This is a genomic window from Pontibacter qinzhouensis (assembly GCF_008017455.1).
GTDB classification, from domain to species: Bacteria; Bacteroidota; Bacteroidia; order Cytophagales; family Hymenobacteraceae; genus Pontibacter; species Pontibacter qinzhouensis.
Map to the genome: position 1 here is coordinate 1 of NZ_VRTY01000135.1, position 13,280 is coordinate 13,280.

7 protein-coding genes are annotated in these 13,280 nt (G+C 48.5%); 5 read left to right on the top strand and 2 right to left on the bottom strand.

The window, feature by feature from the left end:
* The 5 genes from FVR03_RS24610 to FVR03_RS22125 all read left to right on the top strand — a co-directional run.
* Nucleotides 1-570: glycoside hydrolase family 35 protein (locus FVR03_RS24610; protein ID WP_222707293.1), on the top strand; the 570-nt coding region annotated here is incomplete at its 5' end.
* 123 nt (nucleotides 571-693) lie between these two features.
* On the top strand, nucleotides 694-3,078 hold the full coding sequence (locus FVR03_RS22110) for a glycoside hydrolase family 3 N-terminal domain-containing protein (RefSeq protein ID WP_147923958.1): 2,385 nt from the start codon (nucleotides 694-696) through the stop codon (nucleotides 3,076-3,078).
* 336 nt (nucleotides 3,079-3,414) lie between these two features.
* Nucleotides 3,415-4,557 (top strand): carbohydrate-binding family 9-like protein, encoded by a 1,143-nt coding sequence (locus FVR03_RS22115; RefSeq protein ID WP_147923962.1) that lies wholly within the window; start codon nucleotides 3,415-3,417, stop codon nucleotides 4,555-4,557.
* On the top strand, nucleotides 4,554-5,645 hold the full coding sequence (locus FVR03_RS22120) for a family 10 glycosylhydrolase (RefSeq protein WP_222707294.1): 1,092 nt from the start codon (nucleotides 4,554-4,556) through the stop codon (nucleotides 5,643-5,645). The genes FVR03_RS22115 and FVR03_RS22120 overlap by 4 nt, the downstream gene beginning before the upstream one ends.
* Before the next feature lie 31 nt (nucleotides 5,646-5,676).
* Nucleotides 5,677-6,711: a sialidase family protein gene (locus tag FVR03_RS22125; RefSeq protein ID WP_147923959.1), complete on the top strand. Its 1,035-nt coding sequence runs from the start codon at nucleotides 5,677-5,679 to the stop codon at nucleotides 6,709-6,711.
* Between the two features lie 675 nt (nucleotides 6,712-7,386).
* Here the strand turns inward: FVR03_RS22125 and FVR03_RS22130 are convergent.
* Nucleotides 7,387-9,684 carry a GH92 family glycosyl hydrolase gene (locus tag FVR03_RS22130; protein ID WP_147923960.1) on the bottom strand — a complete coding sequence of 766 codons (2,298 nt, stop codon included), beginning with the start codon at nucleotides 9,682-9,684 and terminating at the stop codon, nucleotides 7,387-7,389.
* A gap of 656 nt (nucleotides 9,685-10,340) precedes the next feature.
* Complete coding sequence (locus FVR03_RS22135) at nucleotides 10,341-12,635, bottom strand: family 20 glycosylhydrolase (protein WP_147923961.1); 2,295 nt, start codon at nucleotides 12,633-12,635, stop codon at nucleotides 10,341-10,343.
* Between the last annotated feature and the right edge of the window lie 645 nt (nucleotides 12,636-13,280).

Sequence of the window (13,280 nt, forward strand, 5' to 3'; positions counted from 1 at the left end):
CAGGTAAAGGGCCTCCGCGACTATGCCACCGTGTATGTAAACGGTAAAAAAGTAGGAGAGCTGAACCGGCAGGAGAACAAGTACGAGCTGGATATTCAGATTCCTTTTAACGGGATGTTGGAGCTGCTGGTAGAGAACATGGGGCGCATTAACTACGGCTCCGAAATTGTGCACAACACCAAAGGAATCATTTCTCCGATCCTGATCAACGATTTTGAGATAACCGGCGACTGGAACATGTACAAAATGCCGTTCGATAAGGTGCCTGATTTAACGAAACATACTTCCAAAAACAAAGAAGGTAAACCAACGCTTTACACCGGATCATTTGAGCTAAAGCAAACCGGCGATGTGTTCCTGGATATGCGCGGCTGGGGCAAAGGCATTGTGTTCATAAACGGGCACAACCTCGGGCGCTACTGGAAAATTGGTCCGCAGCAGACGCTGTACCTGCCGGGCTGCTGGCTCACCAAAGGCAAAAACGAAGTGGTGGTGCTCGATCAGCAAAACGACGTGCTGCAGAAAGAGCTACGGACAGTAGACAAACCTATTTTAGAAGAACTTCAATAACGATATGCAAATTTCCCGCTTCTCAACAAGCAGGAGCAGGGAAAGCCGGAGGAGAGTTGTTGGCTATGGAAAGATTCCTGTTTGCCAGATTAGCCTTCATTCCCTCTTTTAAACTTTTATTGCATGATTAAATCTATAATACTTTTTATCAGCCTGACTTGCAGTACCGCTGCTTATGCACAGCCACTGTACAAAAACAGCAAAGCCGCCACCTCAGAAAGAGTAAACGATCTGCTGGGCCGCATGACCGTGGAAGAAAAAGTGGGCCAGCTATCGACCTTGCTGGGTTGGGAAATGTATGACAAGCAGCCAAAGAAAGTAACCACTAGTGCCGCCTTCAGAAAAGCGGTGGACGAACGGCATATCGGGATGCTGTGGGCCACCTTACGCGCCGACCCCTGGACACAAAAAACACTGACCACCGGCTTAAACCCGGCACTGGCAGCCGAGGCTACTAATGCGCTGCAGAAATATGTGGTTGAGAAAACCCGCCTGGGCATACCGCTGCTGCTGGCCGAAGAATGTCCGCACGGGCACATGGCCATTGGTACAACTGTTTTCCCGACCTCTATCGGGCAAAGCAGCACCTGGAACCCCGCCCTGATTCAGCGTATGGCCACCGCTATTGCCGCTGAAGCCCGCGTGCAGGGAGCACACATCGGCTACGGCCCGGTGCTGGATCTGGCACGCGAGCCACGTTGGTCGCGGGTAGAGGAAACTTATGGCGAAGATCCGGTGCTGAACAGCCAGATGGGCATTGCCATGGTAAAAGGCTTTCAGGGCGATAATCTCAAAAGCGGCGTGAATGTTATTTCCACACTGAAACACTTTACAGCCTATGGAGTGCCGGAGGGGGGGCATAACGGAGGCAGCATCAGCACGGGGCATCGGGAACTTCACCAGAGTTTTCTGCCTCCTTTTCAGGCGGCTGTAAAGGCAGGTGCACTCTCTGTCATGACGGCTTATAACTCTATTGATGGCGTGCCCTGTTCTTCTAACGAATTCCTGCTCAGCGACCTGCTCCGCAAACAATGGGGCTTCAACGGATTTACCGTTTCTGATTTAGGAAGCATTTCGGGTTTGGTGAGCAGCCACAAAGTAGCCGCTACGCCAGCCGATGCCGCCGCCCTGGCTATAAATGCCGGACTGGATGCAGACCTGAGCGGTTACGGCTACGACAAAGCTTTACTCGATGCGCTAAAAGCAGGCCAGGTAAAGGAGGAGGTGCTGAACGAGGCGGTAAGCCGGGTGTTGCGCCTGAAGTTCGAAATGGGCTTGTTCGAAAACCCTTATGTAGATGCCAAGAAAGCGGCAAAGCTGGTCAGAAATACAAACCACGTGCAGCTGGCGCGACAGGTGGCACAGGAGTCTGTGGTGTTGCTGAAGAATGAAGAGGTGCTGCCGCTCAGCAAAAACCTGAAAAGTATCGCTGTTATCGGGCCGAATGCCGACAACATGTACAACCAACTCGGCGACTACACCGCGCCGCAGTCGGAGAGCAACATTGTAACGGTGCTGAAAGGCATCCAAAACAAAGTAGGCGCCAACACCAAAGTGAACTATGTAAAAGGGTGCGCCATCCGCGATACAACAGCTGCCAACATAGTAGAAGCCGTAGCAGCAGCCCGTAATGCCGAAGTAGCGGTGGTGGTGCTGGGAGGATCGAGTGCCCGCGATTTTAAAACAGAATACCAAAGCACAGGAGCCGCTACCGTTACAGCCGCTGCCGGAGCCGAGGCCATCAGCGATATGGAAAGTGGCGAAGGCTACGACCGTGCCACGCTGGACCTGCTGGGCAAGCAACTGGAGTTGTTGCAGGCAGTGGTAAAAACCGGAACGCCGGTGGTGGTGGTCCTCATCAAAGGCCGGCCGCTTAACCTGAACTGGATGGCCGCGCATGTGCCTGCCATTCTGGATGCCTGGTACCCGGGTCAGGAAGGTGGCAATGCCATAGCCGATGTGCTGTTCGGCGACTATAATCCTGCCGGGCGCTTGCCTATATCGGTGCCGAAACACGTGGGGCAGCTGCCGGTATACTACAACGCCAAACGGCCTGCTCCCCACGATTATGTGGAAACCGATGCAAAGCCGCTCTACAGTTTTGGACACGGCTTGAGCTATTCTAAATTCGACTATAGCCAGCTAGAAGTAAGCACAGCAGAGGAGCAAGGTAGCATTCAGGTAAAGGTGCAGGTAACGGTAAAAAACAACGGCTCCCGCGATGGCGATGAGGTGGTGCAGCTTTACCTGCGCGACAATGTTAGTTCTACCGTTACGCCAGCGAAACAGCTTAAAAAATTTCAGCGGGTGCACCTGAAGGCCGGGGAGCAAAAAACAGTAGAACTGGAACTGAATGCCGAAGACCTGATGCTGCTCGATACGAAAATGCAGTGGGTGGTGGAGCCAGGTAAATTTACCATTATGGTAGGAGCTTCCTCAGAAGATATCCGGCTTACAACTGAATTTGACGTGCAAAACGCCATTCAGTTATCGGCTGCCGGGCAGTAAAATCAAGATTGATACGCATAAAATTACTATAAGAGGAAAGTCCCCCTTTGAAGGGGGTTAGGGGGATGTTTCATTTTTGCAGAAAACTCATTTTCTATGCTTCTAAAGAAAATATTTTAACATAGTGTGTTCTCAAGTGTAAGTCATCCCCCAACCCCCTTCAAAGGGGGACAAAATACTACTAGCGTGTATCAGTTTTGAATTTAAGCTAAGGCGCTTTCTAAAATTAGTTTTAAATAAAATCACGTCCGAATAGGACAGAGCCCCACCACCGTTAGCCATACGCGTTTTGATGCGAATTAAAATATGATTACTACTATTACTTACAGAAGATTTATGAGAGCAGGTAAGGGGATATTCAATGCCAAAGGTTTGCTTTGTTTTGTGCTGTTTTTGCTGCTACTGGCAACAACAGCGGGAAGGGCGCAGTCGTCTTTTGCCGGATTGGAACCGTTGTTTACACAACCAAAAAGTTACACCGCTTACTTTGCTGAGAAAGCACCCATTATAGATGGCAATATCAACGACGATGTGTGGAAAAAGGTCAGCTGGAGCGAACGCTTTGAAGACATTGAAGGCGATGCTAAACCAAAGCCTTCCTTCGATACGCGCGTAAAAATGGTTTGGAACGATACCCACTTGTTTATTGCTGCTGAATTAAAAGAACCACATGTGTGGGCTACGCTGAAGCAGCACGACGAAATTATTTTTCACGACAATGATTTTGAAGTTTTCCTAGATCCTGAAAACACCACGCATGGGTATTACGAAATCGAAGTAAATGCCCTGAATACCATTTTCGATCTGTTCCTGCCCAAGCCTTACCGAAATGGCGGGAGTGCCATGATTCCGTGGAACCTGGATAAGCTGCAGTCGGCGGTGCAGGTGCAGGGTACGCTCAACAGCCCGAAAGATACCGATCAGGGCTGGACAGTAGAAATGGCAATTCCGTTCCGCTCTGTCTCAATGGGTAACGACACAAAAGTGCCTAGAGAAGGAAGCCTGTGGCGCATTAATTTTTCGAGGGTAGAGTGGGACATTGAGGTGAAGAACGGGAAATATGTGAAGAAGAAAGATAAAAGCGGGCAGCCTTTACCGGAGCATAATTGGGTATGGTCGCCGCAGGGAGTGGTGAACATGCATTACCCGGAGCGTTGGGGTTACCTGCATTTTACAAAACAGAAGGCTGGCACTAGAGAAGTTGATTTCAAGCTGCCTTACGCAGAAAAGCAAAAGAACTACCTGTGGCTGGTGTACTACCGCCAAAAGGAGTATTACGAAAAGCATCAACTATATGCTACCTCGCTGGGACAATTGGGCTTTGAAGAAGAGGAGCGGGTTGTTATAGAAAACCACACAAACCAGCTACAGCTCGAAGCTACCAAACACCAGTTTATGGCCACCATTCAAGGTCCCGATAATGCCGTGTGGAGCATTAACCAGGAGGGACTCATTCAAAAGCTAAAAAATACCTTATGAAAACCAGAAGAACTTTCCTGAAAACCAGTTTACTGGCAGGTGCTGCCGGTATGGCGGCCAGCTTACATGCTACTTCGCTGGCCGCCCCTGCCAGCAAAAAGAAAAGCTGGAAACATTGGGTCTGGATCAATCCGAACCACAACGATACAGATGAAACGCTTCAGAAAAAATACAAGCAGTATTACGAAGCCGGTATCAGGGGCATTTTTTTCGAGGCTGACAGCGAAGTTCATTTTCGGGCTGCAAAAAAACAGAAACTGGAAGCACACCGCTGGATGTGGATCATGAACCGAGGCGAAAAAGAGCTGCTGCAGGCACACCCGGAGTGGTATGCCCGCAACCGGAAAGGAGAATCCTGTGCCGACCAACCGCCTTATGTAAATTACTATCGCTGGCTCTGCCCGTCCCGCGAAGAGGTGCAGGAGTACCTGGAGGCGGATGTGCGCAAGACATTACAAAAGGATTATGTAGATGGCATACACCTAGACTACATTCGTTTCTGCGATGTGATTTTGCCTGTTAACCTCTGGGATAACTACAAAATTGAGCAGACAAAGGAACTGCCGGAGTACGATTACTGCTACTGCGATGTGTGCCAAGCGAAGTTTAAAGCCTGGCGTGGCGAAGACATTAAAAAGATACAATACCCGGAGGAGAGTTTGTCGTGGCGCCTGTTCCGCTACAATGCCGTGAATAACATCGTGAACAAGCTGGCTGCTGTTGCCAAAGAACATAAAAAAGCTATAACCGCAGCTGTGTTTCCTACGCCGGAAGTGGCCAGGCGCATTGTGCGGCAAGACTGGACGAACTGGAACCTTACCGGTGTTTGCCCCATGATCTATCATGGCTTTTACAAGGAAGACGTCCGCTGGATTGGCGATGCAGTTACAGAAGGTGTGCATTTTCTGGCAGGCCGGTTCCCGCTCTATGCCGGTCTTTTTCTTCCTGATTTCAAAAATAAAATAGAACTGCAGCAAGGCATGGAATATGCCATGCAAAACGGCGCAGGCGGAATATCCTTGTTCGGAGACGTTTCAGATGATGTGTTGGCAGCATTGAAACGCGCTTCTGCAGCTGTTAAAGTGTAATGTTTAGTGTCATATTTAAACTGAGTTTCATTTGAATCGGTATTCCGTTATCCTGCTTTTGCTGTTGCTGCACCTGGTTGGGTCTGCAAAGGCACAAACTGCCTGGACGAAGGTAAAGGAGGAGCTCCTTTTTGAAGACGCACCTTTTAAGCAATGCCATGCCTCTACCATAGTGGAGGTAACAGGAGGGAAGCTTTTGTTGTCGTGCTTCGGCGGATCGGCAGAAGGCAGAAACGATGTGGATATATGGCTAAGTACAGTGGATGAAGCAGGCGTTTCGGTACCTGTTGCCATAGCGAATGGCATTGTAAATGATTCACTTCGTTACCCCACCTGGAACCCGGTGCTGTTTAAGACGCAGGAAGGAAGGCTGTTCCTGTTTTACAAAGTTGGCCCTAACCCGCGCGAGTGGTGGGGCATGGTAAAAACATCTGATGATGAAGGACTAACCTGGTCGGAAGCCAGAAAATTACCGGATGGTATACTTGGTCCAATCAAGAACAAACCAGTACAACTTGCCGATGGAGCTATCATTTCACCTTCGAGCATAGAAGAAAGCACCGAACGCTGGAAAGCACATATCGAGAAGTCTATCGACGGCGGCATGACCTGGCAACATATTCCGGTAGATACCAGCTCAGGTGTGGAGGTAATTCAACCAAGTGTTTTGTTCCACCCGGGCAACCGCCTGCAGCTCTTGTGCCGCAGCAAGCATGGCAGCGTGATGCAGGCCTGGTCGGCAGATGCTGGTAACTCCTGGGGGCCGCTTTTTAAAACGCCTTTACTTAATCCTAATTCTGGTACAGATGCCGTTACGCTAACAGATGGAACGCAGGTAATCGTATACAACCCGGATGTGCCCGGTAATGATTGGTTTAACGGCCGCGGAAAACTCTACGTCGCCACCTCCACCAACGGCAGAACCTGGAAAGATGTAGCGGTACTCGAAAACGGCGACAAAGAAGAATACAGTTACCCGGCCGTGCTACAAACCAACGACGGCCTCGTGCACATCACCTACACCTACAACCGGCGCAACATCAAGCACGTTGTGTTCCGGCCGTAAGTTAGTTGTTAATAGTTGGTTGCTAATTGTTAATTGCTGAATGGTTTGATTGTTACATGGTTGTTTTGAGTGGATTTTGAATAGACGATTAAGAAGATGGTTTCTCACCCCTTGACTCATAAAGCTCAAAAAGCCTCCGGAAGGCAAAAATCCTTGGAATAATTTCACCGAAGAAATCAAAGCTAACTCCATACTATATATTGCGACAGGAGGCAACGGAGCAATAGCATTTGCCAGGTGCACAAAACGAAAACAGACTGTCGGGGGAAGGGGCCCTCTTTAAAGAGCGGTCAGCGAGTGGGGGAAGGGGCCCTCGATTTCTGTTTTCTTGATTTTTTTTGTTCTTTTTGTATCAAGACAAAAAGAACAAAGAAGCCAGCTATGCAATAGCTACAAGTCTAAAAAATAATAGAACCTGCTATGCAAACATGAACTTCATCAATAATAGTAGAAGTTCTCGGATCTCGCCCACAAGATCCTTTCAGGATGACAGGGTGAAGAGGTTTGGTGATGTATTAGTGAAAACAAGTTTGAAAAGGTGAGCTAGCAAGGGTAATTAGTTGGAATGGTAAAAGAAAAAAGCTGCTAAACTAAATTTACGAAACCAAAAAGCTATAAAACAAGAAGGCTCCTCCGCCAAAACAGCGAAGGAGCTTTTCCCATTTAAATAAAAATTTATTTTACAACTGAAGCTGGCCGGTCTTCTTTTGCCACACCCCATGTTGTGCTCGGTTTGCTGCCCATTTCAAAAACCAAGCTGCCGCCCTGCACCAGGTCCTTGTGCAGGATGTACGATTTGCTGTAGGGTTTGCCATTGAACGTAACACTTTGAATATACTTGTTCTCAGGGCTGTTGTTTTGTGCTTCAATGGTAAGGGCTTTTCCGTTTGCCAGTATTAACGTGGCCTGGTCTATGGCCGGGCTGCCGAATACATAGGCACCGTTGGCAGGGTTTAAAGGGTAAAAGCCTAGCGTAGAAAAAATATACCAGGCCGACATCTGACCTACATCTTCGTTGCCAATAATACCATCTGGTTTAGCCGTGTAAAAGTTCTCCAAAATGAAGCGTACCTTTTCCGCCGTTTTCCAGGGCTGGCCTACGTAGGCGTAGAGGTAGGTAATATGGTGACTGGGTTCGTTGCCGTGCGCGTACTGTCCGATCAGGCCGGTGATGTCGTTAGAGGCTTCTTCGCCCATGTCGCCTTCGGCTACAAACAAGGAATCGAGCTTTTGAATAAACGGTGCTTCTCCGCCGAGTAAAGTTATAAGGCCTTCCACATCCTGCGGCACCAGCCAGGTGTATTGCCAGGCATTGCCTTCCGTGAAATCGTCTTTCATGTGGCGCGATACAAACGGGTTGAAAGGTGTTCGCCACTCCGTTTTTGAGATCCTGCCACGCATAAAACGCGTCTGCTTGTCGAAGTAATTCTCGTAGTTTCTGGCGCGCTTGCTGAAGTAATTGTAATCTTCTTCTTTGCCCATTTTTTTAGCCATCTGGGCAATGCACCAATCGTCAATGGCGTATTCCAGTCCTTTTGCTACCGTTTCCACTTCGCTATCTGCCGGTATAAAGCCAAGCTCCTTTACATGCTTCAGGCCAAAGTCGTCGCGCATGGCGGTGGTTTTAATAGCCTCATATGCCAACTCTGCATCAAAACCGCTGAAACCTTTTAAATAAGCATCTACGACCACGGGTACAGCACTGTAACCGACCATGGTGTTGGTTTCGTTGCCCATCAGGTGCCACACAGGTAGTTTACCTTGCTGTTGATAAATGGCCAGCATCGAGCTAATCATGTCGTTAACGCGCTCCGGCTGCAGCAGTGTGAACAGCGGGTGAGCCGCCCGGTAGGTATCCCAGAGCGAGAAGGTGGTCAGGTTGGTGAAGGATGCTCCGGTGTACACTTTCTTGTCGGTTCCCCGGTAATCGCCGTTATGATCGTTGAAAATAGATGGGGCGATCATGGTGTGGTAGAGGGCGGTGTAGAAGGTCTTGAGCTGCGCTTCGTCCTTTGTTTGAATGCGTACCTTTTGCAGTTCCTGGTTCCAGGCGGCATCGGCTGCTGCTGCTACTTTATCGAAATCCCAATGCGGAATTTCAGCTTTAATGTTCTCCAAGGCATTTTCAGAACTCACCGGCGACAGGCCCACTTTCAGCTTTATTTTTTCACCTGCCTGAGTCGTAAAACTGACGGCTCCTTTTATTTTGTTTCCTCTGGAGGCAGCCACTGCCGTGCCCAGCGTGTCGGTGACCTGGTAGCTGGTGAAATTTTTCATAGGTTTAGAAAAAACAGCAGCAAAGTACAGGCGCTGATCGGGTGCCCAGCCTTTGGAGTGGCGGTAACCTGCCAGCGTGCTGTCGTTTACTTGTTCTATAAACGTGTCGGTGGCCTGATCCCAACCAATGCCTTCTTCCAGATCAAAAATGATGTGCGAGGTATCTGAGGCAGGAAAAGTATACTGATGAAAGCCCACCCGTTCGGAGGCTGTTAGTTCGGCTTTTATGTTGTACCGCTGCAACTGCACTGTGTAATAACCCGGAACAGCCGTTTCCTGCTCGTGCGAGAAGAGTGAGTAGTACCCTAGCTCCGGGTTTTTCAGCGGTCCCTTTATCAGCTTCAGCGGACCTGTCGTCGGCATAACCGAAATATCTCCTAAATCGCCAATACCGGTGCCGCTTAAGTGCGTATGCGCAAAGCCTACAATGGTGGAGTCGGAGTAATGGTAGCCGGAGCTCCAGTCCCACCCTTCCGACATATTGGTTGGCCCCAGCTGCACCGCACCGAAAGGAACGTTGGCTCCCATAAACACATGGCCATGGAAACCTGTACCGATATAAGGATCGACATATTGGGTTAGGCTGGTAACAGGGGTATCGGCAGCATCTTCTTTCAGGCTTTTGCAGGCTGAAAACATGCTGGCTGCCAGTACTACAAGTGCTACAGATTTAATATAAGTAGTGTTTTTCTTCATGAAGAATGATGTTATTTCTGAATAGCTGATGCCTTTGCGTTGTCTTTATAAATCAAATTATTCTAATGAAAATGGGCTTTCAGAGGTTGTTTCCAATGCTGTACTTTCAACTGATTTCTCATTAATTGCCACGGTTGTTCCTTCAGCCTCTCTACTATTGCTCAACTGCATCCCTAACACTTCTTTCTCACTTTGTCATCCTGAAAGGATCTTGTGGGCGGGATCCGTTAGCTTCGACTACTGGCAGATTATGTTAAGTTCGCATAGCTGTTTTCCCTCTACTTCTCACTCCTTGTCATCCTGAAAGAATCTTGCGAGCGAGAACCGATAGCTTCGGCTATTATTAATAAAGTTCATGTTCGCATAGCAGGTTCTATTGCTTCTTCAGGCGTGGAGCTATTGCATTGCTAGCTTCTTTGTTCTTTTTGTCTTGATACAAAAAGAACCAAAAAAATTAAGAAAACAGAAATCGAGGGCCCCTTCCCCCACTCGCTGACCGCTCAGACAGTCTGTTTTCAATTTGTGCACCGGGCTCATGCTGTTGCTCCGTAGTAGACTGCCGCAATACATATTATAAGATTAACTTTCTTTTGATGAAATTATTCTAATGATTTTGGTCTTCCGGAGGCTTTCCCAGCTTTATATGCCAAGGGTTGCTACTGCTTCAGCCAGCTTTCGGGGATTTCCTGGGGGGTGCTGCCGTCTTTGCTGTAGGTTAGTTTTAGGGTGTAACCTCCGCCGCCTTCTATAAAGTCTAAGGCGATGGGTTGCAGGCCTTTTTGGAGCGCCACCTGTCCGCTTTTTTCGATGGCGGAGTGCAGGCCGTCGTTGTCTACGACCATGCGGTCTGCTATGCGTAAGATACCTCCATCGTCGCAGGTCAGGTAGAAAGTGTAGATGCCAGTTTCCGGAATAGCGAGGTAACCGCGGAACTGCACGCCAAATTTATCGGCTTTTGCCTGTGGTGGCACCTGCACCGTTTTTACTGTAACCGTATTTTTGGTGCCTGCTGTCTTGGCTATATCATCGGCTGACTTAAAGGAGCCAGCTACATAGGTAGCCTGTAAACCAGCTTGTGTAGCAGTGGCTTTAGCTGGTGCGGCATAGTTTTGCTTTTTGTAGTTGATGGTGTAAGTGTCTCCTTTTAAACCTTCCGGTGTAAAGGCTGCCAGTTTAATCGTGGCTGTTTGGGTAATCGGGAGCGGCTTGTCGAGTACAGGAGAAGTGCTGCCCGGTAAGCTGCCATCGGTGGTGTAGCGGATGGTGAGGTTATCGAGTGGCTTTTGTACCTGTAGCGTTGCCTGGTCTACAAACACACTTTCTTCTGAAAAACCAGTCAGGTCGGGTACGCGGTAATGTACATCCAGCGCGGTTAATCGTTTGTAATGTTCTTTTAGCCTGGCCTGGTAACTGTCGTAGTCTTTTCTGTTCGTCCAGACTACCTCGGCCAGCGCTGTCATGCGGGGCATGTACAGGTATTCGGCTCTGTTTTCAGATGGTATGTATTCGGTCCAGAGGTTAGCCTGTGCGCCTAGTACCAGTTTTGCTTCTGCTGTGTTTAAACCATCCGGAATCACCTGAAAATTATAAACTTTTTCCAGTGAATTTTTATCTGGCAAGGCATCGAAGTAAAGCGTGTTCACTGGGGTCATGATGATCTGGTTGCCGTTTCGGGCGGCTTTAAGCGGAGCATCTGCTTCCCAGCTGCGCCAGTACATGACTACGGCCGATGGAGCCACGCCACCATCCAGCATCTCGTCCCAGCCAATGACCTTTTTGTTTTTCGATTGCAGAAACTTTTCGATGCGGTGCACAAAATAGCTTTGCAGCTCATTCACATTTTTTAACCCTTCTTTCTGCATCAGCTCTTTGCAAGCTGCCGATTGCGTCCAGGTTGTTTTTTCTACTTCATCGGCTCCTATATGAATGTATTGGCTTGGGAACAGATCGGCTATTTCGGTGAGTACAGCTTCTGCAAACGTAAAGGTGCTCTCGTTGCACGGGCAAACAGGAATAGAAAAATCTTTGCCCCAACCGGTTTTTTCATCGCAAGCCAAGATCGGATAGGCATTTATAGCTGCCATCATGTGGCCCGGCATATCTATCTCCGGAATAATCTCGATATGTTTTGAAGCAGCGTAACTGATGATCTCCTTCATCTCCGCCTGCGTGTAAAAGCCACCGTATAGGATTTTGCCATTGCGCTGCACCAGGTGCTTCTCCTCTAAGGCAAAATCGGGGTTCTCTTTCGATTTGGCAATAACAACAGAATCGTGGTTGTTGAATGTGCGCCAGGCACCTTCCTCTGTCAATTTCGGGTACTTTTTGATTTCGATGCGCCAGCCCTGATCATCAGTCAGGTGCAGGTGCAGCTTGTTGAACTTGTAAAGCGCCAGCAGGTCGATGTACTTGCGCAGGTAATCAGTAGAAAAGAAATGACGCGACACATCTAAATGCATGCCGCGCCAGTCGAAAGCCGGCTGGTCTTTTATTTGTAAAGCCGGCAGCACAAGCTGTTGTGGCTGCTTCTTTTCGATAGTGGGTGGGAGCAACTGCCGCAGCGTCTGGATGGCCCGAAACATACCGGCAGGTTCTTTGGCCGCCAGTGTAACCTGTGCTGGTGTTACAGTTAAAAGGTAGCCTTCCGGCGCTGTAATAGTTTTGTCGTACTGCAGCAGCATGCTGTTGTTGCTTGGTTTTTTTGTGGTTGCCAGTTTTTTGCCAATACCATTTGCCAGTAGTTCCTGCAACTGCTCCGCTTCTTTCTGAAACACGGCGGCTTCTTTTGCCAAGACTAGTTTCGTGCTGCCGGTAATGGTAAAGCTTCCTGCCTGCGGCACCAGCGAGGCAGGATAGGGGATAAGTGCAGGCTGGGCTGTTGGTGCTTTTTGCTGAGCTAGTGCAGCAAAGCTACAGGCAATCAGCAGGAGCAGTGAGAGTAGGCTTTTCATAGGGAGTTCATTTTGGTCTACCAAGGCCTTGACTCTTTTCAGGTCTAATATGCTTTGGAAGGGTGTTTTTATTGGAATAATTGCTGGTGGTTGATTGTTGATGGTTTAGTTGTTAAATGGTTATTGTTTTGATCTCCTCTTGTAGTCTTGCCCAATTCTTCCTCTTTGTCATCCTGGAAGGATCTTGTGGGCGAGATGCATCTACTTTTGCTATTGGTTTTGATGTTTAAGTTCGCATAGCTGCTTTTCTTGCTGCGATTGCTGACTGAAGCTGTTTCATTGCCTGCTTTCTTGTTCTTTTTGTCTTGATACAAAAAGAACCAAAAAAATCAAGAAAATAGAAATCGAGGGCCCCTTCCCCCACTCGCTGACCGCTCAAACAGTCTATTTTCATTTTGTGCACCGGGCTCATGCTGTTGCTCCGTTGTAGACTGCCGCAATACCTTGTTTGATATTAGCTTTCCTTTCTTTTGGTAAAATTATTCTAATGCTTTTGGCCTTCCGGAGACTTTTTGAGCTTTATGAGTCAAGGGCTACTACTTCGTGATTCAAAATTCCTCGCTGTTTGGATTCTTCCGCAGGAGGACTTCAAATGTTGTATGAAAATTGGAAGTCTCCGACTTCCTGCCGGCAAGTTGTAGTGCT

Bases quoted from the DNA above. Each gene is read 5' to 3' on its own strand.
- FVR03_RS22110 (WP_147923958.1), top strand. From the start codon at position 694: ATGATTAAATCTATAATACTTTTTATCAGCCTGACTTGCAGTACCGCT.
- FVR03_RS22120 (WP_222707294.1), top strand. From the start codon at position 4,554: ATGAAAACCAGAAGAACTTTCCTGAAAACCAGTTTACTGGCAGGTGCT.
- FVR03_RS22115 (WP_147923962.1), top strand. From the start codon at position 3,415: ATGAGAGCAGGTAAGGGGATATTCAATGCCAAAGGTTTGCTTTGTTTT.
- FVR03_RS22130 (WP_147923960.1), bottom strand. From the start codon at position 9,684: ATGAAGAAAAACACTACTTATATTAAATCTGTAGCACTTGTAGTACTG.
- FVR03_RS22135 (WP_147923961.1), bottom strand. From the start codon at position 12,635: ATGAAAAGCCTACTCTCACTGCTCCTGCTGATTGCCTGTAGCTTTGCT.